Consider the following 25,281-nt stretch of genomic DNA (forward strand, 5'->3'; position numbering starts at 1 on the left):
AGAATAAGAACAAAAATAATTGAGAATAAGAACAAAAATAATTGGCCATTTCTTTATCGGAGAATTTACGCATCATACTCGCGGGTAATAATTTATTAATAAGGTAATTTTATTCAACGATAGCCCGATAACTGGCGCCGGGACAATGCAATAACGTCGCTAACTGGCACCGGCAAAGGCAACATATCCTAATCCGTTGTCGGGCAAATATGCGATGCGGTTTAAAAAAGACTAACGCTTTAATGTTTTTGGGGTGTCGCCTGGCATAATCAAATCCGATCACAGATCCCTACCCGTGCATCACCAGTGTAATATTTCGAAGTCCTAGAGCTTCGATAAAACATTCAAGTTAATTAATGTGGTCATTAACCGTATAATCAATATCCTGCTTGTCCAACTCTCCCATGCCGATGAGATCGAGTGCCACATAATTCGCTTTATCCGCTAATCTGGGAATAATGTTACGCTATAAATAAAACGAAGTCGGCATACCGTGAATAAAAAGAACCGGGTCACCTTGGCCGGTCTCGATATAGTGCATCTTCGCACCCTTAACGGTCACGAAGCGTGAAGTATAATCCGCCATAAAACACCCTCCTAAATTACAATCACTCCACATTGACAGCAGCCACATTCGAAGCTAAATCGAATAGCTCGCGAATTGCCACAAATAGTATAGCAAAGTCTTTTTTCTCTGCACTGCGCATCGCCGCTAAAATCATTTGCCATCGTTGAATCATAGGATCGTGTTCGGCCAACCATTCTTTAACTTTGCCAGGGATACTCCGTGCCTTCGTATCTAGTAACACCCGAACTGTAAGCTCGCGTTGAATCCAATCTAAATCGCCTTTATAAGCAGCTCTTGCTAAAACTGCCCACTGATCGTCAACAGGATAGGCGTTAATTCTTTCGCGGAACCAAAATAAATCCAATCGATCGGCAAGCATAAAGTAAATTTTTGCTACGCGAAATACTTCTTCATGATACGTCGTTGCCGCTTCCACAATATTTAAAGCATGAAAAAGTGGCGCTGTACCTGCAATGCGCAGGGCAAGTTCCGGTGGCACATTGCGTTCGATCAAATTATTTTGACGGTTGTCCACTGCCTCTTTATCCGCCCCTAACAATAATTTCGGTAATCGAAAATAAATCGCAGCTACATAGTCACCAAAATGAGTTACCGTCGAAGCGATATCAAGTTCGCCACGACGGTGGCGTAAAAGCCACCGAGAAGCACGCCGGATTAAACGAATGGCTTCAACATTCATTTGGTATTGAACTTCCGCATCCACCTTATAATCCAGTGTATCGATATCGGCCAGCAGCTTTTCCATTTGAAATATTTTCATCGCTGCCACAAAAGCACGCATAATTGAAGGCACTGAGACACTCATTTCGTCTTGCATTTGGTAAATGAACGTAATACCCATTATTGAAACCAAGCGATTGCTTAACTGAGTGGCGATAATTTCCTTAGCTAAATAATGTTCCTTCATTTGTTCTCTAAAACGAGTTCGCAAAGGTGTGGGAAATGCGTAAGCCACATACCGTGATAAATAAGGGTCTTCAACCACAACGGATGTTTTAATTTTCGCTTTTAAAATAATCTTACTATAGGCAAATAAAACGCTTAACTCAGGTCGAGTTAAACCAAGACCGAGCGCACGACGTTCCAACAACGCTTTATCATCGGGCAAAAATTCAAGTGCCCGATTAATTTTCCCCTCTTGTTCAAGAGCGTCAAGAAAACGCATATTTAAACCCATATCGCGGAGGGCAAGATGCGATGCCAAACTCAACGCTTTATTTTGGAAATAATTATCGTGCAATACTAACTGAGCCACTTCATCTGTCATGCTAGCTAATAATCGATTGCGACCCTTCTCTGTCATACTGCCATTAGCAACAATCTGATTAAGCAAAATCTTTATATTTACTTCATGGTCAGAGCAATCCACGCCCGCTGAATTATCAATGAAATCCGTATTGATTTTTCCGCCGTTTAATTCATACTCAATACGACCCAGTTGCGTCACGCCTAAGTTTCCCCCTTCACAGATTACCTGCGCTCGCACATCTTTGGCATTCACTCTTAAATTATCGTTACTACGATCACCTACATCAATATTTTTTTCTTCGCTAGACTTAATGTAGGTGCCAATGCCTCCATTCCAGATTAAATCGACGGGCGCTTTTAAAATAGCTCGGATTAACTCGTTCGGCACCATGACATCTTTTTCACTGTGCAATAACGCTTTAACTTCGGGTAATAATTGAATGGACTTTGCGGTCCGCGAATAAATACCCCCTCCTGCCGATAATAAACTGCGATTGTAATCGTTCCAGCTTGATCGTGGAAGATTAAATAACCGCAGGCGTTCTTCGTAACTTAAAGTGAGGACCGGATTGGGGTCCAAAAAAATATGACGATGATCAAAAGCAGCCACTAATTTAATATAACGTGAAATTAACATCCCATTACCAAACACATCGCCGCTCATATCGCCAATACCTACGACGGTAATTTCGGCTTCATCTAAATTAGTTCCTAAATCTTGAAAATGCCGTTTTGCTGCAACCCATGCGCCGCGAGCCGTAATTCCCATTTTTTTATGATCGTAACCCGTGGAACCACCTGAAGCAAACGCATCGCCCATCCAATAGTTTTTTTCGATGGCGATACTGTTTGCTACGTCAGAAAAAGTAGCCGTGCCTTTGTCTGCAGCAACAACTAAATAAGGGTCCGGTCCATCATAACAAACAGTATTTTTAGGTGAAACAATTTCCCCATTTTCTAAATTGTCGGTTAAATCCAATAAACCGCGAATAAAATTACGATAACAGAAAAGTCCTTCTTGTAGAATTTCCTCACGACTGCCTTCTGACGGAAGACGTTTTGGAAAAAATCCCCCCTTCGCTCCAGCCGGCACAATAACAGCATTTTTGACTTGTTGCGCTTTCATTAATCCTAACACTTCAGTTCGATAATCTTCGCGCCGGTCTGACCAGCGGATACCACCCCGCGCCACAGCCGCACCGCGCAAGTGTACTCCTTCGAAACGCGGCGAATACACAAATATTTCATACTTCGGCAAGGGCAAAGGCATGTCAGGAATTTTTGAGGAATCTAATTTAAAGGAAAGATAAGGCTTAGGATTCCTTTTTTTATCACACTGAAAATAATTAGTGCGTAAGGTGACGTGGATCAAGGCTAAATAACGGCGTAAAATCCGGTCTTCATCGAGTCCGGCTACATCATCTAATTCTTTTTGAATGATTTGTTTGATATCTTTCGCTTTTTCTTTTGACGTCGCCGCTCGTTCAGGATTAAAATAACATTTAAATAATTCGATGAGCAGCCGCGCTACTTTTGGGTTATCCACCAAAGCGTCCGTAATATATCCTTCACTAAAGGTGAGCCCTACTTGACGGAAATATTTCATGTAAGCACGAAAAACAGCTATTTCCCGCGACGTTAATTGGGCTTCTAACACCAAACGATTCAAACCATCGTCTTCAGCCACACCAAACCAGATTTTTTCATAAGCTTCTTGAAAAATTGTTTTAACCGTTTCAATTTCAAACTGAGGCTCGCTCACGTAAGTCATCAAAAAATCATTAATCCAAACTTTGCGTCCATCTTGAAAAGTTAATTCGTAAGGCTGCTCACCTACTACACGTAATCCCATGTTTTCTAACATCGGTAAAGCATCGGATAAAGGGACGGTAAAATCGGGATGAAATAATTTAAAACGAATCACATCCCGCGCAGCGCCACGAGGACGATAAATACTCATACCTAATTGGGTTCGCTCCGATAATTTCTCAATATGCGCAACGTCGTACACGGCTTGCTGCCCTTCAAATTCTTCGCGATAGGCAGAAGAAAAGGCATGTCGATACCGATTAAAAATATCATTGCCCCGTTCTTCGCCAAAATAATCCAACGTGTGTTTATAAAATTCGTCTTCCCAGGATACGCCTACTTTAGCTAATTTTTCTTCTAACTTTTTTACATCGTATTCCAAAGCACAGCGCGGATTGATGCGGATAACAAAATGAATGCGAGCGAGCATTGATTCAGAAAAATAAGTCGTAAAACTCACGTCCAATCCATGGAATGCTTTCATTAAAATATCCTGCATACGCATTACTAAATCCGTTGTAAAATAATCACGGGGCACATACACCAAACACGACATGAAACGGCCATAAGCATCTTTGCGCACAAATAAACGAATGCGGCGTCGTTCTTGCAAATGCAAAATACCCATCGCCCACTGAAATAATTCATCCACCGTTGCATGGAGTAAATCATCACGTGGCAAAGTAGCTAGAATACGCAATAAATCTTTTCCACTGTGGCTTTTGGCGGGTAATTGGGAGCGCTTCAAGACCGATTCGACTTTGTGGCGAATAATGGGAATGACGCGAGGGTCGGAACGATATACATCCGAAGTATAAAGACCAATAAAACGCCATTCACCAATTAATTCTCCTTTTTCGTTAAATCGTTTGACGCCAATATAATCTGTATAGGCGGGTCGATGAACGGTTGATAACGTATTCGTTTTCGATAAAATCAATATTTGTTCCGTCGATAACGCCATTTTTCGAGCGACTTTCGGCAAATCCACATATTGTCTTAACATTTTACTGTGCGTATGATCACGCAACACACCTAAACCCGATTCAGGAATTAAACGTAAAGCCTGTTCTTCACCTTCGCCAACCAATTCATAATCACGAAACCCTAAAAAAGTAAAATGATTATCCATCAGCCAATTTAAAAATGCTTTAGTTTCTTTAATTTGCTCTGGATCTTGAACCATCTTAGCAGGGTCTAATTCTAAGAGGGCTTCTTGCACACGCTCTCGCATCAACCCCCAATCTCCAACGGCTACGCGAACATCCCTTAAAACTCGGCGAATATTACGTTGAATATCAGATAATACTTTGGGGCCGGTTTGCCGATCAATTTCCATGGAGATAGGCGCCTCTAGCGTGCTTTCCTTATGATGTTGTACGTGGTAAGGCAGAACGTCATCCACTTCGTTTTTCTTATTCCGACAAACTTTTATCCCCCCAATATGGATCATCAAATGGGTGGTTAGGCCTAATCGATTAACTTCCATACGGATGGAATCCACCAAAAATGGCATATCTTGGGTAACCACTTGAATAATAGTATGTGTAGACTGCCAACCGTCCAGATCTAATTGGGGATTAAATACGCTAATTTTAACTTCATTCGGCTTACGGTATAGCATCAACTCCCAGTGCGAGATCACCGCACCGTATAAACTGGAGATAGAACGTTCTTTTATATCTTCCAATGCGATGTGAGCGTAGTAAAGTCGGATAAATTTGATAATTAAAGTAATTTTCTCTTTAGGCAATTGCTTTTCCGCATAAGTAACGACTTTTTCAAGGATTCTATCGACCGAAGTCAAACGATCATGTGACACAATGGATACCCCTGTATTTAAGCAAGTATAAAGTTAGCTTAACAAAAATGCTTGCTTTTAAAGCAAAATTAAACTATTGTAATCTTAGTTCAAAGTGAGTTATTAACCGGCATCATTCTATCATGCAATAGGAAGAAACTCATGGCCGACTTTCAATTTGAACCGAGTCACTATATATAGATTTAAAGTGATGCCCAAGACCGTGAGGGATGCTCACAGAAATAAGGTGAGAGCGATGCAGGTGTTACTTGTTGAAGATGATGAATTCCTCGGTGATGGCATCCGAGCAGGCTTGAAGCAATATGGCCATACGATTGATTGGGTAAGAGACGGCCAAGCTGCTCAGGATGCTATTTCTTCCGCCCACGAAACTTTTGATATTATTATCCTCGACCTTGGTCTTCCTAAACGTTCCGGATTAGATATTTTAAAAACTATTCGCGAAAAAAACGACCCTACTCCTGTTGTTATCCTAACGGCTCGCGATACCGTCGACGACCACATCAAAGGGCTCGATGCGGGATCAGACGACTATATGACTAAACCCTTTGACCTTGAAGAACTTTGTGCCCGTATGCGCGCTATGCAACGCCGCTCCAAAGAACGAGCAAAACCGATCATTTGTCATGGTGATATTACTCTAGACCCTGCTTCTCACGTCGTAACGCTTAAGAAAAAAGAAGTGATGGTTTCCCGCCGAGAATTTGCGTTACTTCAAAAATTACTGGAAAACGCGGGGCATGTCATTTCACGAGAACAACTCAATCAAACCCTCTATGGCTGGGGGGAGAATATTGATAGCAATGCTCTAGAAGTCCATATTCACAACTTACGCAAACGATTTGGGGCAAAACTAATACGCACCATTCGAGGTGTGGGTTACATGGTAGAAAAAAAGTCTGAATGACGCCGTCGATACGTACGTTTCTTCTCATTAATTTACTACTAAGCGTGACGCTTATTACCTTATTAGCTATTATCGGCAACCTTTTTTTAGCCCATAAAGACATTCAAACGCAGTTGGATGCTCAGTTGATCCGCTCAGCCGAACGCACGCGGGCCTTTTTTAGCGACTACGGGATTCAACATAAAGACCTTTCCCTTATTCAAGGCAATCTGCTAAAAACCAGTGCACGATCCATGTTGATGTCTTCCCATTTTCGACTAACCAAAGAACAGATCGAACAATTGCGTGCGGATAAAGAAGCCAGTAATCATTTGGAGTTTCAAATATGGAATAATCAAGGAAAATTGCTTCTTCATTCCGCGGGTACACCCAGCATTCCCTTCTCCAACGGCAACGAAGGGTTGTCCACCCTTTGGTTGCATGGCAAATCGTGGCGTGTAAATACTCTTTATGATCCTACCACGGAACTCACTTTTATAGTGGCCGAGCGATCCAATTATCGCCAACAGTTGCAAAATCAACTCACCCAAGACTCCATTTTTATCATGCTAATCACTTATCTATTTCTGGACTTTTTAATCTGGATTATTGTCGGGCGCGGGTTAGACACTCTTAAAAAAGTAGCCAAGGAAGTCCGCCAGCGCGCACCCGCCTACTTGGAACCTGTAGATTTAGAGGCAGTGCCTTCGGAAATAGAGCCGCTTGTCAGCGAGCTGAATAATCTCTTTGGTCGATTAAAAGAAGCGTTTGAACGAGAAAAACGCTTTACTGCAGACGCAGCGCATGAATTGCGTACCCCTTTAGCGGCCTTAAACACGCATACCCAAGTGGCCCTGCGAGCCAAAACCCCGGAAGAACAAAAAGAAGCGCTACTGAAGGTTTTAGCGGGCGTTAATCGCGGCACTCATGTGGTTCAACAATTGTTAACTTTAAATCGGATGGTTCCTGAAGCCACCCTCCATGAGCAAAATTGGATGGACCTGGGCAAAGAGGCAGCGGATATTGCCGCCCAATTGGCACCTGAGGCTATTGCAAAGAATATTGATCTTGAGCTCATCACCCCCAATGATCCTCCTAAAGTAAAAGGCAATAACACGGCTATTAGTATTCTTATCCGCAACATGGTTGACAACGCTATCCGTTATTCACCCGAAAAGAGCAAAGTCACGATCCGAATCGAAAAAGAAGATAACCGGGTAATTCTACGCGTAATTGACAACGGACCGGGCATCCCCGAAGAACTACGCGAACGGGTTTTTGAACGGTTTTTCAGAATAATTGGCAATCAAGCCACAGGAAGTGGACTGGGCCTAAGCATTGTCCTTCAAATTGCTAAATTGCATAATGCAGAAATTGCCCTCAAAACACCTAACCATGGGAAAGGATTAGATTTTTGGGTGACTTTCCCCCTTATTCACAATTTCTGTGGATAACTTTGTGAGTAATTTGTCAGAATGAGAGTTAATTGATTGATATCATAACCCCCGACACAGATTGAAAACAAAATAAGCAATGAAAATTAATTTAGTAAATTGAATGGATTAAATGTTTTTGCCCGGGTTTGTTTCATTTTCATAAAAAAGTTTTGACATCATTTTTATAATCAGTTAGACCTGTGAGCAACTGGTATAGATGCAAAAACTTCAAGAGATGTTAATACTAATGTATCGTGAGCTATTTCTTAGATTGAATGAAGATACCATTGTACTAACCGCCAATCGTCGTCTTGCCCATTATCTTTCAAAGGAATATGCACAATATCAGCTCAATACGGGGAAGAAAGTTTGGTCCACGCCCAGTATTTTGCCTTTAACCACTTGGCTTTTTGATTGTTGGCAACGCTGTCCCCAAGCGGAAGGCATTCTTCTCACCGATTTTCAAGAGCAATTCCTTTGGAGAAAAATTGTTCCGCTTTTGGATAAAACCGCTCTCTTAGCAAAGGAAGCCTGGCGCTTGATGAAAGCCTGGGAATTATCAACTGATGAGCTTAAACTTGAAGCCAATAGCGAGGTTCAGTGTTTTATTGATTGGGCACTGCAATTCCAAAAGGGATTGGAACAAAACCAGTGGATTAGTTCCGCCGAACTGCCCGAACAACTGCAATTGGTAATCCCCCATTTAAAGCTGCCCAAACAAATAATTTTGATTGGTTTTGATGAATTAGCACCTAACGTCCAGCAATTATTCGCAGCACTCGAAAAAAAAATCACAATAGCAATCACACAAAGTAACCCGTATGAAGCGCAGTGGAATACAAGAACCGAATCATCATTACCTCTCGTATCTCAGCGTACTTCATACGGGCGCATCAACTTCCAAAACAACGAAATGGAAATTCAAACGATGGCACGGTGGGCGTATGCCCAATGGGAAAAAGAACCCAATCAAAAAATCGGATGCGTTATACCAGATCTTGTTCAACGTCGTACTCAGGTATTGCGCCTTTTCACAGAAATATTTGGAAGCAGCAAGCATTTTAACATTTCTGTCGCTGAGTCGTTGACTCAAATACCGCTGACTCAAACAGCCCTTAAGTGCTTAGAATTAGATCCTTTTAAAATCGATATCATGCAATTAGGGACTGTCTTTCGCTCTTCTTACACCAACAGCAGTACCGCCGATGTCTGTCTAGCCGCTCAACTTGATGTGAAACTGCGAGAATCAGAGCATTGGCAAGCGAATCCCGCACTCATCTTATACCACCTCAATCAACTCCAACCCAATTTTCAATCAACGACGTTAACCACGCGTTGCCAAACATGGCTCAGTAAAAGATCATCGACTAGCCTTTTCCCTAGCGCTTGGGCTCAACAGTTTAGTGAAGAACTAACCGCTATCGGCTGGCCGGGACAACAGTCTTTGGATTCAAAAGAATACCAACAATGGAAACGTTGGGAGAACCTTCTGCACGAATACGCTGCGCTAGATACCTTTACACAACAGCAAACACGAAAAAATGCGTTACAGCTGCTCCGACAGCTTGCTCACCATACACTATTTCAGCCCATGTCTTCCCAAAATTCCTCTATTCAAATATTGGGTTTATTAGAAACAACAGGCCATTACTTTGATAAGCTGTGGATCGCCGGATTGAATGATAAAAAATGGCCGCCTGCGGCCTCCCCCAACCCTTTTTTACCGCTAAGTTTACAAAGGCGCTGCCAAATGCCGCACGCTTCTGCTAAACGGGAAATGGACTACACATTGCAACTGCAAAACCGTCTTTTAAAGAGCGCGCCTGCTATTATTTTAAGCGCGCCATTGCAAGAAGGCGACATTCAGCTATCTGCCAGCCCCCTCATCCGCCATTTCCCAAAAATAAATAACGAGAACCTACAGTTGCCTGGGTGGCAACCGTTAAAAGCTCATTTGTTTAAAATAAAAATGCTGGAAACGATAGAGGATGCGCAAGCGCCGGCTCTTCAAGAAAATGAACCGATGAGTGGCGGCAGCAGCCTATTACAAAGTCAATCGACCTGTCCTTTTCAGGCCTTTGCCAAAGTTCGTCTTCAAGCAAAACCATTAAATAAACCTCATACGGGGCTAAACGCGGTAGAGCGTGGAAATTTCGTTCATCAAACCCTCGATCTTGTGTGGAAAAAAATTAAAGATTGGCAAACCCTAAATTCCTCTTCTGACGGCGGATTAGAAAATATTATTGACGAAACTATTACCCATCTTGTTAGCCAAGAAAAATTAATTCAACCGTTATTTTTGAACACCGAAAAAAAACGACTCAAGCAACTCGTTAAAAAATGGTTACTTCTTGAGAAAAAACGCCCACCCTTTGAAGTTAGTCAACAGGAAACCAAACGCCATATTAAAATTGGTCCGCTTCGACTCGAGGTGAGAATTGATCGGATAGACAATAATCGTTTTATTATCGACTATAAAACCGGCAGTCAAAATAGCGTGGACGATTGGTTTGGCGATCGATTGAAAAATATTCAATTGCCCTTGTATTGCGCGTACGCCGCGCGAGAGGCTATTGGCATTGCTTATGCCGAAGTGCGAAGTCAAAAAATGACGTTCAAAGGATTAATCAGCGCCAATGAAAAATTTAATTCATTTTCTCAAGTGAAACCTTCACCGCTCACGTGGGATGAATTAATTCGTCGATGGAAAATGCAATTATATCATTTAGCCGTGGATTTTTCATCGGGAAAAGCTGATGTTGATCCTGTCGACTCAAAAACCGTTTGTAAAGTTTGTCATTTACATTCGCTCTGCCGTATCGGGGAAATCGAATGAACGACGAAATCATTCGGCAACAAGCGTTAGATCCGCAGCAATCTTTTATTGTTCAAGCACCGGCTGGATCGGGTAAAACTGAGTTATTAATTCAACGCTTCCTGAAATTATTAGCCGCAGCCAAAATGCCGGAAGAAATTATCGCAATTACTTTCACACGTAAAGCAGCCGCTGAAATGCGCGCACGGATTATTGCTGCGCTTAACGAAGCACAAACCCAACCGGCTCCATCTGACTTTCACAAAAAGCTTACCTGGACGTTAGCCAGAAAAGTTATCGAACGTAATCAACATTATGACTGGCAATTAGATATGAATCCCAATCGTTTACGTTTATTAACTATAGATGCGTTAGCCAACCAAATCTGTTCTCAGATGCCTATTCTTTGCGGACTCGGTGCCCCGCCTTCCACATTAGAACCCGAAGAAATTGTTGAGTTTTATCACGAAGCCGTTGTTAGACTTTTCGAGTCTGAGGAACATGCGAACGCCATCGAAGAATTATTGTTGCACCTCGATAATAAAGCGGAATTGCTAGAAACATTATTAATTAAAATGCTAATTCGCCGTGAACAGTGGTTGCCTCATATTATTAATCATTATCGAAATCCCAATGCTATGAAAAAAGAACTGGAAAAAGCGTTAACCACAATAACACTGGACGCATTACAGACAGTGCGCATGCTAGTTGACCCTACTATCGCAGACGAGCTTGTTTCTCTCGCTCAATTCGCGGGTCATAATTTATATAAAGTAAAGCCCACCCAAGCCATTAGCGCTTGTCACACGCTAACAACATTACCAGGAGTTAGCATTGATGAGGCTGACTTGTGGCAAGGCATAGCGGCGTTATTTTTAACTAAAAAGGGTCTTTGGCGAAAACAATTAGATAAAAACGATGGTTTTCCTGTCGAAGATAAAAAATATAAACAGCGAATGAAAGACCTATTATCTCAATTAAGTAAAAACGAAAAGCTCCGACTGGCACTGAACGAAGTAAAAAACTGCCCCCCGATTACTTACACAAAAAAACAATGGAACATTATCCATGCTCTCGTGAGCATATTACCTATTTTAACGGCACAACTCAATGTTATTTTTCAAGAACGCAATGCGGTCGATTTTATGGAAGTTACATTAGGCGCTATCCGTGTTTTAAGCGACAGCGAGCAGCCTTCAGATTACGCTTTGCAGCTCGATGAGCAAATTCAACATCTTTTAATAGATGAATTTCAAGATACGTCCATTATTCAATTTCACCTTATTGAAAAACTCATCACCGGTTGGCAAGTGAAGGACGGCCGGACACTTTTCTTAGTCGGTGATCCAATGCAATCTATTTATCGCTTTCGTCAAGCTGAAGTGAGATTATTTTTGCAGGTGAAAAATGAAGGCCTTGGTGAAATTCAATTAACACCTCTCACCTTGTGGAATAATTTTCGCTCTCAAAAAAATTTAGTCAATTGGTTTAACCAAACATTTGAACCCACTTTTCCCAAAGAAGAAAACAGTCAACTAGGCTCCATTTCTTATTCTCATTCTTTTGCAACTAATAACAGTATCAGCCAAAAAAATATTAATTTTTATTCACTCCTAAACGCAAATGCTTTGAATGAAGCAACACAAATTGTAAAAATTATCCAAGGCTGCCGGAGTGAAAACCCCGAAAAGACTATTGCGATATTGGTTCGCTCCCGTTCCCAATTAACAGAAATTACGCCGGCACTTAGAAGTGCAGATATTCCTTTCAACGCCGTAGAAATCGAAAAATTGGCGCATCGCATCGAAATACAAGACCTACTCTCGCTCACTCGCGCACTCCACCACCTTGGAGATCGCATCGCCTGGCTCGCATTGTTGCGCGCTCCGTGGTGCGGCCTGACACTGCAAGATCTGCACACCGTGTCACGCTACGCCAACGATAAACCCATCTGGATCGCCCTTCAAAATGTCAGCGACATAGCCTTACTCACTTCCGATGGGAAAAATCGTATTAATCGCATTTTTCCAATTTTATCCGCCGCTTTTGATAACCGTGATCGGCTGGTACTCGCTCAATGGATTGAAGGCATTTGGACGGCCTTAGGCGGTCCCGCTTGTTTATCGAATTCAACCGAATTAATGAATACTCAAGCTTACTTTCAATTATTAGAAACATTAAAAAATGAATTTACCTTGGAGCGCCTAACTCAAAAACTTAACCAACTATATGCTCAAATTGATACCGATGCTAAAAATCCCATTCAAATTATGACTATTCATAAAGCGAAAGGATTGGAATTCAATCACGTTATTTTACCCGGCTTGGAAAAAAGACCCCAGTCGGATGATCACGACTTATTATTGTGGCTCGAACGCCGCGCAAAAGCGGGTAATAACGAGCTTATTTTAGCGCCACTTAAAGCCGCTTCCGAAAAAGCTGACTCTGTTTATAATTACCTTAAGCGAATCGAGAAAGAAAAAACAATGAATGAAATTACCCGTTTGTTATACGTCGCAACTACTCGCGCTAAAGAAAGTTTACATCTGCTAACCTCACTCAATAGAGAAGATCTAGAATCGCCTATCCAATCACCCTCAAAAGGGAGCTTCGCAGAAATCTTATGGCCTGTCTGTCAAGAAGCCTTTGAACAATCCATTATTACTTTTGACGATATTTTGCCTTCTCAAAAGGGAGGCTTAAAATTATTACGCCGTTTAGCTAGCGATTGGGCGCCTCCATTTATTTTAAAAACTCTACCCTCCGCCACCGAGTCAAAACCTATTACCCCTTTTACCCCAGCTCCTAGTAAGCGACTCGGAATCGTCATTCATGAAACATTAGAAAGAATAGCGAATGAAGGTCTGGAAAGCTGGAATAAAGAACGAATTGAAAATAATAAATCTTTTTGGCAACGCCGATTGATACAACTTGGCACTTCCCCCAAGCAATTGACCCATTACCTAAATGGCATTATAACCGCTGTGTCCCAAACGCTCTGCGATGCTAAAGGGCGGTGGATTTTATCCCATCAACACAATCAAAAAAATGAATATCCTATTACTCTAGTAGAGGATAAAAAAATCAAACATTTTATTATTGACTGCACCTTTATCGATGAGGCGGGAACACGATGGATTATCGATTATAAATCCGCTACACCAAACGACGAACCCCTCGATTTATTTTTACAACGACAACGCTCGCTTCACGAAGCCCAACTTCAACAATACGCAAACGCATTTCATGCCCTTGATTCACGACCTATAAAACTAGGCCTTTATTTTCCACTCTGCCAAGGCTGGTGCAAATGCGAATGGGTGCCGAAACCATAAATACCTTTCTGAAACGCCCCCACCCGCGTCCCCAAGTAGTATAGCAGTAGGAGGCCGATTCTGCGGGTGATACGTGGCGATTTTTAAATAAAAATATGTCAGAATATCAACAATGACAAAAGATATCTCCCACAAATTGGTTGTTGTAATCTCATCACGCGCTTTATTTGACCTGGATGAGAGCAATGCAGTTTACGAGCAAGAAGGCGTTGACAGCTATGCCGATTATCAAATTCAGCACGAAAATGAAATTTTAAAACCCGGCGTCGCTTTCACATTAGTCAAAAAATTTTTAAAACTTAATCAAAAAGAAGATCTTGTTGAAGTTATTCTGTTATCGCGCAACAGCGCTGACACCGGACTCCGTGTCTTTAACAGCATTCAGCATTACCAACTCAGCATCACTCGCACTGCTTTCACGGGCGGTAAGAGTCCTTTTAAATTCAAGCTTTCGGCGCTCACTTATTTTTATCTACCCATGTGCGAGACGTGAGAAAAGCTTTAGAAGCTGGTCACGCGGCGGCCACTATTTTTTCTTCTGCAACAGCTCACATTAGTCCAAAAGAAGAACTTCGCATTGCTTTTGATGGGGATGCCGTTTTATTTTCAGACGAAGCCGAACAACTTTATCAACAAGCCGGACTCGCTGGATTTACCGCTAGCGAACAAAAAGCAGCCAATCATCCCCTTTCGGGTGGCCCTTTCAAAGGATTCCTTGCAGCACTACAACAACTCCAAAGCTGCTTCCCTTCCGACCAATGCCCAATTCGCACCGCCCTTGTCACTGCCCGCCAAGCGCCTACCCATGAACGCGTCATCAAGACATTACGTGCGTGGAATATTAGAATCGACGAAGCCCTGTTTCTCGGTGGCTTAGAAAAAGGCCACTTTTTACAAGCCTTCGAAGCCGATATTTTCTTCGACGATCAACACCGCCATTGTCAATCCGCCGCGCAGCACGCCGCTACGGGGCATGTTCCCAACGGCATTCTTAACGAAAACATACAAGAAAAGTGACCTAGCCCAGTATGTCAATTTATATTTTTTACTACACTATGTTTATAGTATAGGAGACACCCATCCACGACGCCATCATTGCCCGCCTTAATCGAATCGGTTGTAACCCCTGGCTTGAAGGCCCCTTCCCAAAGGAGCTAATGGGGATAGAACGTGATTATCCGATTTCCACCTTCTTGCCATTCCAAAAATCAAAATCTTAAAAGGCCTTCGGCGATCAGGAAAAGCACTTTACTTTACCAGGTCGTTGATCACGCCCTTCAAGAAGGCAAGAAAGTGCCTTACACTAATTTTGAATATAAGGTACTCAAACAATACTCCTTTTCCGAAATTTATTACGGTTACCTCCAACGCGCCCCGGTTAACTATTTACTAATCGACAAAATACAGCACTGCATCGATTGGGCACCTTTCATTCGAAAATTCTACGACCGAAAAATATTCGATCAAATCTGGATCACCGGCTCCAATACCTCTCTGATTACTAAAGAATATTCGGAAATGCTCACGGGACAGTATATGTTATATTAAGTTGCTTATTATGCCACTGTCGTTTATCGAATATTTACAATTTAACGGACTCTCTATCTATTCAACGCCCGCTTTCACGTGAACGCGAAGTGGAAGTAAAAAGATATTTCGATGAATTCCTTTCAATCGGCTCCTTCCCGGCCGTTACTCTACGCCCAGTTTATCGACGAGAATTATTAATTATTTTGAAGACTTTCTTTATACAAGGTATTGCCTCTCGATACAACTTTAATGTATCAAAATTAAAGGATCTCGCCATTCATTTGGCAACCCATTCAGCAAAAATAGTCAGTTATCAAAATATAGCAAAAGCAATCAACTTGCATCCCAATACGATAGCCGATTATATCTTTTATTTAAAAGAGATTTTTTTATTTGAGGAACTTTACAAATTTGATTATTCGCTTAAAAAGCAGTACAGCAACGATAAAAAATTTATATTATTGATATCGGGGTGAGTAATGCTGTTTCTTTTCGTTTTTCTGAGGATAAAGGTCGTTTATTAGAAACTATTGTCTATCAAGCTTTAAAGTAACGCAAAAAGGAAATTTATTTCTATCGAAGCCATAAAGAATGTGATTTTTTAATTAAAGAAAATCTCGATGTCTGCTTTGCCATTCAGGTCACCTATTCACTTGAAGACTTCGAGGCTAAAAAACGGGAAATTGCAAGATTAATTGATGTTATGAAAACCCATAACTTAAACAAAAAAATAATATTAACGTATAACGAAACTGATAGATTTGAAATCGAGCGCGGCAACTCTCACTTTCAAATTAGTGCATAACCTTTATGGGAATGGTTGTTAAAATAACAACCTTCACTCCACCTCAACCACTGTGCATAATTACAATAGAGTTCATGTCAATCAGACCAAAACTTAAACAAAGCGCGCGACCCTGATTGGCACGATTGTCCTGGGATAGAGTTCCCACGGCATTGTAGAAATAACCATTGTTGTTATAATGACTGAATGGATTTCAGCGACGACAATCTCATTTGGTTAGACCTCGAAATGACGGGACTCGATCCTGAGCGGGATAGGATTATTGAAATTGCAACAATTGTCACGAATAGCCATCTGGATATCCTAGCCGAAGGTCCCGACTTCGCCATTCATCAACCTGACAAACTTTTAACGGCAATGGACAACTGGAACACCTCCCATCACACTGTTTCGGGCCTGCTTGAACGGGTGAAGAATAGCTTCGTGGATGAAGTCGAAGCAGAAACCCTGACTTTGGCCTTTCTCAAAAAATACGTTTCCGCCGGCAAATCCCCCCTGTGTGGAAATTCGGTTTGCCAAGACCGGCGGTTTCTCTCTCGCTACATGCCCCGGCTCAACCAATTTTTTCATTATCGCCATCTCGACGTCACCACCTTAAGAATCCTTGCCCAACGCTGGGCCCCACAAATTACCGCCGCGCACATTAAAGAATCCCAACACCTGGCTTTGCAGGATATTCGTGATTCCATCGAAGAACTTCGTTATTACCGCGCCCATTTGTTAAATTTGTCAAAATAAAGCACATTAAACCTATTCCAATGAGTAATGATAGGGTTCGTACTTGTCCCCATACGTCATGTATTTAGGATTTTAAGTAAAGAACATGAATGTTTTTTAGCTTGGGATAGTGCTTTTTATTTACGGTGAGTAGTTTAACGGAAATAGATTAAGTGGCTGCCGCAATAATTGCATTGGCTAATCCGGTGCCGTGGCTTTTTCCATAATCTCGGCGATATAAACCACCTGATTGAGCAACTTGCGGGCTGACTTCAATAAGCCGATAAATATTTCTGTAAAAATCGCTCTAATGCGCCATATTCTTCGCCATCCCTCACACCAACGTAAAGTTCCTCAATTGTCAACGTGGAAATGTGACAAACGACCTTAACCACAGTTTTTTCATTAAATTTTACTGCGGTCTCCTGCCCTAGCAGGAAATCAATAATAATGTCCGTGTCCAATAGCAACACCATCGTCATCGTTACTCTGTGTCTTTTAACCGATTGTCCAGCTCTTTTCGGATTTTAGTGAGATTGGACAAATCCTTTCAGTCTACCCACAAGCCTTTGGTCGCTTCCATAGCCGCCTGATGATCGTCAGGTGCTTTTAGATGAGCCTTAACAAATTGATCAATCGCTTCTCGAATTAATGCACTTTTTGACTTACCGATTTTTTGTGAAAGCAAGCTTAAATACTTGTGCTCTTGTTTAGCGAGGTAAATTTAAGTACGAATCATAGATTCCCCCTGAGATATTAATGTATACATCACTTTTGCAGTCAAGGTACCACTCACCCGTCAAATAAACAGCCTGGACATTTTACCCACAAGTCGCTATTATTGTTATTTTAGCTTTCATTTAAGCAATTAGAGTACTATGGTCTTCATTATTAGCATCATCATCGCTTATCTCCTAGGATCGCTCTCTTTTGCGGTTATCGTGGCAAAGCTAATGAAGCTTGCCGACCCTCGTACCATAGGCTCCGGTAACGCGGGGGCCACTAATGTGTTGCGGGTAGGAGGAAGGCAAGCTGCATTTTATGTTCTCTTGGGGGATGCTGCAAAGGGATTAATTGCTATTTTGATTGCTCGCTTTCTTAATGTTCAGGGCGTCAGCTTAGCGTTCGTTGGTTTAGTCGCGGTCCTTGGGCACTTTTTTCCGGTTTATTTCAAATTCCGTGGAGGGAAAGGCGTTGCTACTATGATGGGCGTTTTATTGGGATTATCTTTTTGGACAGGTTTATTTGTTATTGCAACGTGGGTGATCGTCGTTTGCATTTTCCCTTATTCGTCGGTTGCAGCCCTCGTTTCTGCCGTTGCAACGCCTATCTGTATAATAATCACCGGCCGGACCGATTATATTTTCCCTGTATTAATAATAGCCATACTCATTATTTGGAAACATTGGGAAAACTTTCAACGCTTACGAAAAGGTACAGAAGACAAAATCAAATTGTGACCCTAGTCTATTATATTTAATTCGGCCATCGACCATCTTGATTTAACGCGAATTGTTTTATCTTCTTTTTCGCCAGCGTTTAGTCGCAGCCAGCCTGTATAAGCGACCATCGCGCCATTATCCGTACAAAATTCTTGACGGGGATAGTAAGTTTGTGCGGATCGCTTTGCGGTGGCTTGTCCCAATCGTTCACGCAATTTCTTGTTTGCCGCGACGCCACCGACTAAAACCAAAGTATTAATTCCTGTTTTTTCCAAGGCTCGTAAACATTTAATAATTAAAGTATCGACGACCGCGTTCTCAAACGCGCAAGCAATATCTGCTCGTGTTTGTTCCTCACCACCGTATTGTTTAAAACAATTAACCGCGTGTGTCTTTAAGCCGCTAAAACTAAAATTAAGATGTGGTTGATTCACCATTGGTCGTGGAAAAATAAAACGTTTAGGTTCGCCTTGCTCTGCTAAACGAGCCAACGCGGGGCCACCGGGATAAGGCAGCCATAATAATTTAGCCGTTTTATCAAACGCTTCTCCCGCAGCATCATCAACGCTTTCTCCCAATATTTTATATCGGCCTGCCTGCTCGACGTGGACCAACATCGTGTGGCCCCCCGAAACCAATAATGCAACAAACGGATAAGCAGGTCGGCTTTCTTCTAATTGCACCGCCATTAAATGCGCTTCCATATGGTGCACCCCCACGACCGGCACCCGCAACGCATACGCTAAGCTTTTTGCCACCGACGCCCCTACCATCAATGCCCCGATTAAACCAGGGCCTTTTGTGTAAGCAATTCCGTCAATCTTTTCTTTTGACAAGGCAGCGTCATCCAAAGTGGCTTTAATTAAAGGCAAAATTTTTCTAATGTGATCGCGCGAAGCAAGCTCGGGAACCACACCGCCGTATTCAGCGTGAATAACTATTTGACTATAAACACGATGCGCTAATAATCCCCGCTCTGCGTCATACAACGCGACAGCGGTTTCATCACAGGAGGTTTCAACGCCTAGAATACATTTCATGAAAACAGTTAAAAATCTCAGCCGCGGGGGCCGGAGTTTTCTTTCTTAAATTAATCCCAAAGCCTTAACAGCGTCGCGCTCTTTCCGAAGTTCATCCAACGTCTCTTGCAATTTCTGTTGGGCAAATTCGTTGTGTTCAACGTCCTCAATAACGCTAACGACACCATTTTCTGTTCGGCATGGGAATGAAAAAATTAACCCTTCATCCACGTCATATTGGCCTTGAGCGCATAAGGCAACCGAATAATTATCGTCCGCAGGTGTGGTATTAATTAAACTCCATACGCTATCCAACGCAGCATTTGCCGCAGAAGCGGCAGATGAAGCACCTCTGGCTTTAATGACCGCGGCACCACGTTGTTGAATGACGGGAATGAAATCGTTCAATAACCAATTTTTATCTCGAATCACTTCGCTCACAGGCCTTCCGTCAATGGTGGCGTGGTAAAAATCGGGATATTGCGTCGAAGAGTGATTGCCCCAAATTATCATGTTTTTAACGGAGGGAACGTCTACACCAGCTTTAAGCGCCAACTGGCCAATAGCGCGATTTTGATCAAGGCGCGTCATTGCATAAAAACGGTCCTTAGGAATATCCGGCGCGTTATTCATTGCGATTAGACAATTCGTATTACAGGGATTCCCAACAACAAAAATGCGAACATCACTCGCGGCATTTTCATTAATAGATTTGCCTTGGCCAGCAAAGAGGCTTCCATTTTGCTCTAACAGATCTTTGCGTTCCATCCCCGCTTTACGCGGCGCAGCACCGACTAAAAGCGCCCAATTGACGTCATTAAAAGCCACGCGAGGATTTGAAGTTACAATCATGTTACGCAAAAGATGAAACGCACAATCTTCCAACTCCATCACTAATCCTTTAAGCGCTAGCAGAGCGGGTTCAATTTCCAATAAATGTAAATCGACAGTGGTGCCTAACCCAAACGCTTGTCCAGAAGCAAGACGAAATAATAAGGCGTAACCGATTTGCCCCGCCGCACCCGTCACCGCTACTTTGACATGCTTAACCATTTTTTCTCCTCCTTCTATTTCGACAACAACGTTACTTTATATTGTACTTTTCTGCTCAAAACAACTAGGACCTATTGGTTTCCAGGCCCATTGCTCACATACACGCCCTAGTAGACCATGCTCAGCTAGAAATTGCCATCGTGAAGGAAAGATAGACAAAAAAACCTCCGGCTTTAGCCGGAGGTTGGAGAATTAACTTTCGTAAGTTAAATCAAGACCTATGAAATCAACCAGCGGGTGATTAACACCTAATGAAGTAACGCCAGCAAAACTATTACCCACAGCTCTTTTTTGATATAAACTGTGAGAGTACATTAAACTCGTGGTGGAGTGTTTGATGAATTTTCGAGTAAGCGAGGCCCACAGGTGGATTGTATTAGTTTCTGGAAAGAACAAGCCCCGACATTGATGGGAAGGAACCGAAGTTTGATCAAACGTAGTTCCTAAAAAGAATATCCAATTGCCGGAAGGTGGATATCTTCCACCGAAACCGACGCGCCATACGTTTTGATACTTAAAGTCAATGGTGAACGTGTTAGAGGTATAATAAGAAGATACGGCTATATTAGCGACGGTGATGGATTATAAAATACTCCATAGCGTGCAGGTCAAATGCAAAAATAGGCCGAATTTTTCGCTAAGTGCTTGGAAGTCTGAAAATATATCTGAAAATATAAAAGTATCCGGTCTCGCTTCAGGGGAAACGATGCCGTTCTTAATAAAAATCGGTGTTCCGTCAAGAAAAGTGCCATTAAATTGGGTGACACCATGGAACATGTAACGGGATCGCGAATAATAGCTCAAATCCGGCTAATTTTCTAACCAAGGGTTAATCAACATACCAATATGCCCCTAATCCCCATCCACTTGCATGATTCTTTGAAAGCCCTTCATTTAAGTTAAAGCTAGGAGCAACCGAAGGGACTAATAAGGGGAAGGTAGTAATATTCGCTTCTGAAAAGAGATACATAATATTCAAATCCACTTCGATACTGAATTTGGCTTAAAAGAAAAGGTAAATTCAGGGGAAATATCATTGACCCGCCTCGAGGAGCGATTATTCGCAAAGCGAGCGAAGATACCCGCAAAAGAAATCGTTGAATCATATGGCTCGGAATAATGTAACCCCACCACAAATCGATCGTTAATCTGATAAGCGATCTGCGCCCCCGGTAAATGGGAAATATCGCTACTGCAAGCAACCCCCGAGCAAGTTTGAGTCACGATTGCTCCAGTGATGAGATTGGAACCAATCGGAACACAAGCAGGACCCCTGAAATTTGTTTCTGACCAAAGCAACATAATAACCCACACTCACTTTAAATATCTATCCAATGCTTAACTGGAGAAAGGTCGGCTGGATTAATAAAAGCGAAAGGATAAAACGACTGTCCTCCGCTGGCGAAAATAGGTGAAGTGATTAAAGTAAAGGAAAAAACCAATATTCTGGCTACAGATCGCATAGCAACTCCTTTACTGTTGTTCCTTTAATATGAATTCCAAAGAATCAGAATTATGGTTTAGAGTACAGGAAATCTTTATAATTGCCAAGGAATCCAAACGGCAATGAAAAATATGTCACTACTTGAAGAAGAAATTAGTCTTAACACAGAAATTATTTATACTGTTTCCCAACTCAATAACGAAGCGCGTTTACTTTTGGAGGAACGCTTTCAAAGAATATGGATTACAGGAGAAATATCGAATTTATCGCGCCCGGCTTCGGGTCATTTGTATTTCTCTTTGAAAGACGAACGCGCGCAGGTGCGTTGCGCCTTTTTCCGCAATTACCATCGCCAATTGAATTTCAACCCCGAGAATGGCCACCATGTTTTGCTGCAGGCTGAAATCAGCTTGTATGAAACGCGCGGTGACTTCCAGTTGATTGTGACGCAAATGCAAGCAGCAGGCAGCGGGGCCTTGCAAATTGCTTTCGAAAAATTGAAACAGCGCTTGAAAAAAGAGGGATTGTTTGCGCCTGAAAATAAAAAGCTAATTCCTCTCTTTCCAACGAGCATCGGAGTTATCACCTCTTCGTCGGGAGCCGCCATTCGTGACGTGTTAAAAGTGCTAAACCGTCGTTTCCCGACCATTTCGGTTATTGTTTATCCCTCGCTAGTGCAAGGCGATAAAGCGGCTGAACAAGTTACTCACGCCATCAAAAAAGCTGACAGCCGAAAAGAGTGCGATGTGCTTTTAGTAGTTCGCGGCGGCGGCTCCTTAGAAGATCTGTGGCCTTTTAATGAAGAAAGGATCGCACGAGCTATTTTTTCCTGCGAAATTCCAGTGGTTACTGGTGTGGGCCATGAAATTGATTTTACGATCGCTGATTTCGTGGCTGACCACCGAGCGGCAACCCCTTCGGCCGCCGCTGAAATAGTTAGCCCTAACCGCAAAGAATGGTTGCAGCATGTTCATTCTTTCCAGCGGCGTCTACAGCATTTTATAAACACCCACTTGCACCATTATCAATTGCAATTGCGCCATTTAATCACGCGGCTGCAACGTCCCGATCAACAGCTCGAATCACAGCGCCGCCAAATCAAAACGCTGCAACACCAGTTGATGATGGCCATGGATTACGATTTTAACCATCGCCAGCAAAATCTAGCAGGTAAAGCGCAAACGCTCCAAACAATGAGTCCACTTACCACATTAAAACGCGGCTACGCAATTGTGACCCATCAAAATCAAATTGTACGAAAAGCGCAGACCCTTAAATTAGGAGACAAAATCACAGCACGGGTTGCGGAAGGCCAATTGGATTGTCGGGTTGAAAAAATTTATGACTGATAGAATTCAACCACCATGCGGAACCTACCTTTTGCAAGGAAATTCATGAAAAGTTATTACCTGAAAACCAATCCCTTGCGAAAATGGTTAGTACTCACCGCTGTGTGTTTAGCCGTTTTCACTCTCACCGTTAATATTACGGCGGTGATGAACGCCCTCCTAGCCATGAGCAATGAACTTCACTTAACCCCCGTCGCATTGCAATGGATTGTAAATGCTTACATACTCGCTTGCGCTTCGTTTATCATCATTGGCGGTCAATTGGGCAATCTTTTTAGGCGTCGAAATATGTTTTTTGTCGATGCAGGTTTTCCATTATTTCCTCGTTAATGATCGCCCTTGGACATCACCCCACTACACTAATCGTTGGCCGTGCTTTACAAGGCTTAAGCACCGCCGTTGTCGTGCACATGACGTTAGCCATAACGAAATTCGCTTTTTTGAATGAGAAAGAAAGCTTTGCTATCGCTTTATGGACAGGCGCTGTAGGACACACTCAGCTTTGCATTTGGTCCGGTAATCAGCGGCATTTTTCCTATTTTATTTAAGCTGGCGCTATATTTTTTAGTCCACATTCTTTTGATGTTTATCGCTATTATCATGGCTCGCCTATTTGCGAGAAAATCGCGTGGAGCGCGAGAGAATATTCGTCTTGATTTATGGGGTTTGGCTTTTCTAGCTTTTGGTCTTATTACCTTAACTTTAGGTTTGGTCGAAGGGAATGTGTGGGGATGGAGTTCTTTAAAAATCCTTATTCTATTAATCACAGGTGTTTTTCTTTTATTACTTTTTTGGTTTATGGAACACCACCTCCGAAGTCCAGTCGTTTATTTTAGTGATTTTCGCAAGCGTCTATTTATTGCTAGCAACATAGTCATTGCAGCGAGTTTATTTACCATGATGGGAATGCTTTATTTTTTCAACACTTTTATTCAACATCCTTTTTTATTGCACTATTCCGCTCTACGAGCAGGAATTGCCATTTTATCCATTAGCGTTAGTGTTTTACTGCTTTCCTTAGTGGCTTCCACAATCACTAAACATTCGGGTTACCGTCTTCCAATGGCGTTGGGTTTAGTATTAATCGGTATCGGGACTTTTTTATTGCACAACATCACCGTCTCTCTACCACCTACCATGCTTTGTGGTTTCCGTTGTTATTAACGGGGCTTGGGCTCGAGCATGTTTTCTCAAATAATTCATCGCTTAGGATGCAAGCTTTACCAAAAGAAAAACTTGGTAAAAGCGCCAGTATTATTAATACGATTATTACTCTCGGGTATTCTTTGTGTCGCTATTGCCACTCTTATTTCAATTTTTGGGACGAAAAAAGTTTTATCCGTCAATTGCGCCCATTTAATTAATACGTACTCGAACGAACTGCCTTCAATTACGCTGAGCCAAATTGATCATGCCGTCTTTAGTCATCAAGGCAATTTACAACAAATCCTCAGCTCCTTAAGCGACTCCACCCAAAATCAATTAATACATGCTAGACAACTCTCAACCATAAAAAGCTTTATAGCCGTCATACTTATGTGCTTTACAATGACAAACATTGGACTTATTAGGATATTCTTTTTTGAAAAGTCAAAAACTTAAATCCTGTTTACAAATTACGCGCTAGCGCCTTCTCAGCATTCAATTTTGGGGTTGACGCTGGGTTCGATTAAAAAGTGTAGGTTTTCAACAAGTAACCTAATGAAAAGTGCCCCTCCTTAAAGAGGGCGTTATAATGCGCCAACATAGAGTTTCTATTTTTAAAAAAAGGAGCAGGGCCATGAAAGATATTAAAATACTTGGTGTTGGTATTTATTGCAAAAGGGGTTTTTCAACTGTGTGGGATTGATGAGTGGGGTAAGGTGATCCACACGAGAGGGGTTAGGCGCTCAATATGTGTCCACTGTGGCAAGGCCTTAAGGTGGCTTGTGTGGTTGATAGAAGCGTGTGGAGGCGCGAACCATTGGTATCGGGTTCATGGG

Annotated in this window: 9 protein-coding genes and 9 pseudogenes; 11 read left to right on the top strand and 7 right to left on the bottom strand. The window is 42.2% G+C overall.

The window, feature by feature from the left end:
- Together OWO34_RS05490 and OWO34_RS05495 are read right to left on the bottom strand one after the other, a co-directional pair.
- Window positions 1-619 (bottom strand): annotated as a pseudogene (locus OWO34_RS05490) (alpha/beta fold hydrolase); the annotation flags it as partial.
- Complete coding sequence (locus tag OWO34_RS05495) at window positions 609-5,468, bottom strand: NAD-glutamate dehydrogenase (protein WP_267256822.1); 4,860 nt, start codon at window positions 5,466-5,468, stop codon at window positions 609-611. The gene OWO34_RS05495 and the pseudogene OWO34_RS05490, both read right to left, overlap by 11 nt.
- A 235-nt stretch (window positions 5,469-5,703) precedes the next feature.
- On the opposite strand from OWO34_RS05495, the gene OWO34_RS05500 reads away from it, so the two are divergent.
- The 7 genes and pseudogenes from OWO34_RS05500 to orn all read left to right on the top strand — a co-directional run bounded on the left by OWO34_RS05500 (window position 5,704) and on the right by orn (window position 17,013).
- On the top strand, window positions 5,704-6,375 hold the full coding sequence (locus OWO34_RS05500; protein ID WP_267256823.1) for a response regulator: 672 nt from the start codon (window positions 5,704-5,706) through the stop codon (window positions 6,373-6,375).
- Entirely contained in the window at window positions 6,372-7,808 is a 1,437-nt protein-coding gene (locus OWO34_RS05505; protein WP_267256824.1) for an ATP-binding protein, read from the top strand. The genes OWO34_RS05500 and OWO34_RS05505 overlap by 4 nt, the downstream gene beginning before the upstream one ends.
- A 229-nt stretch (window positions 7,809-8,037) precedes the next feature.
- The gene (locus OWO34_RS05510) at window positions 8,038-10,626 is read left to right on the top strand and encodes a PD-(D/E)XK nuclease family protein (protein ID WP_267256830.1); all 2,589 of its coding nucleotides are present in this window, start codon (window positions 8,038-8,040) and stop codon (window positions 10,624-10,626) included.
- Window positions 10,623-14,010, top strand: a pseudogene (locus OWO34_RS05515) (UvrD-helicase domain-containing protein). The gene OWO34_RS05510 and the pseudogene OWO34_RS05515 overlap by 4 nt, the downstream one beginning before the upstream one ends.
- A 42-nt stretch (window positions 14,011-14,052) precedes the next feature.
- Window positions 14,053-14,957: pseudogene (locus OWO34_RS05520) on the top strand (5'-nucleotidase).
- A 62-nt stretch (window positions 14,958-15,019) separates the two neighbouring features.
- Window positions 15,020-16,275, top strand: a pseudogene (locus OWO34_RS05525) (ATP-binding protein).
- Window positions 16,276-16,461: 186 nt separating this feature from the next.
- Window positions 16,462-17,013, top strand: a complete 552-nt coding sequence (orn, locus tag OWO34_RS05530) for an oligoribonuclease (RefSeq protein ID WP_267256825.1) — start codon at window positions 16,462-16,464, stop codon at window positions 17,011-17,013.
- Window positions 17,014-17,077: 64 nt separating this feature from the next.
- On the opposite strand, the pseudogene OWO34_RS05535 reads toward orn, so the two are convergent.
- Together OWO34_RS05535 and OWO34_RS05540 are read right to left on the bottom strand one after the other, a co-directional pair.
- Window positions 17,078-17,474 (bottom strand): annotated as a pseudogene (locus OWO34_RS05535) (PIN domain-containing protein).
- Between the two features lie 2 nt (window positions 17,475-17,476).
- Window positions 17,477-17,716 (bottom strand): annotated as a pseudogene (locus OWO34_RS05540) (CopG family transcriptional regulator).
- 154 nt (window positions 17,717-17,870) lie between these two features.
- Between OWO34_RS05540 and plsY the strand changes: the two are divergent.
- A complete protein-coding gene (plsY, locus tag OWO34_RS05545) occupies window positions 17,871-18,452 on the top strand; it encodes a glycerol-3-phosphate 1-O-acyltransferase PlsY (RefSeq protein ID WP_267256826.1) in 582 nt (193 codons plus the stop codon).
- A gap of 2 nt (window positions 18,453-18,454) precedes the next feature.
- Here plsY and tsaD read toward each other — a convergent pair whose 3' ends face one another.
- From tsaD to OWO34_RS05560, 3 genes and pseudogenes are all read right to left on the bottom strand, one after another.
- Window positions 18,455-19,474 carry a tRNA (adenosine(37)-N6)-threonylcarbamoyltransferase complex transferase subunit TsaD gene (gene tsaD / locus OWO34_RS05550; protein ID WP_267256827.1) on the bottom strand — a complete coding sequence of 340 codons (1,020 nt, stop codon included), beginning with the start codon at window positions 19,472-19,474 and terminating at the stop codon, window positions 18,455-18,457.
- Window positions 19,475-19,519: 45 nt separating this feature from the next.
- Window positions 19,520-20,506 carry a malate dehydrogenase gene (locus OWO34_RS05555; RefSeq protein ID WP_267256828.1) on the bottom strand — a complete coding sequence of 329 codons (987 nt, stop codon included), beginning with the start codon at window positions 20,504-20,506 and terminating at the stop codon, window positions 19,520-19,522.
- Between the two features lie 192 nt (window positions 20,507-20,698).
- A pseudogene (locus OWO34_RS05560) lies at window positions 20,699-21,948 on the bottom strand (OmpP1/FadL family transporter).
- A 133-nt stretch (window positions 21,949-22,081) separates the two neighbouring features.
- Between OWO34_RS05560 and xseA the strand changes: the two are divergent.
- From xseA to OWO34_RS05575, 3 genes and pseudogenes are all read left to right on the top strand, one after another.
- Entirely contained in the window at window positions 22,082-23,299 is a 1,218-nt protein-coding gene (gene xseA / locus OWO34_RS05565) for an exodeoxyribonuclease VII large subunit (RefSeq protein WP_267256829.1), read from the top strand.
- Window positions 23,300-23,344: 45 nt separating this feature from the next.
- Window positions 23,345-24,901 (top strand): annotated as a pseudogene (locus OWO34_RS05570) (MFS transporter).
- A 178-nt stretch (window positions 24,902-25,079) separates the two neighbouring features.
- Window positions 25,080-25,281, top strand: a pseudogene (locus OWO34_RS05575) (IS110 family transposase); the annotation flags it as partial.

Origin of the sequence: Coxiella endosymbiont of Ornithodoros maritimus (assembly GCF_907164965.1) — a bacterium.
Classification (GTDB): domain Bacteria; phylum Pseudomonadota; class Gammaproteobacteria; order Coxiellales; family Coxiellaceae; genus Coxiella.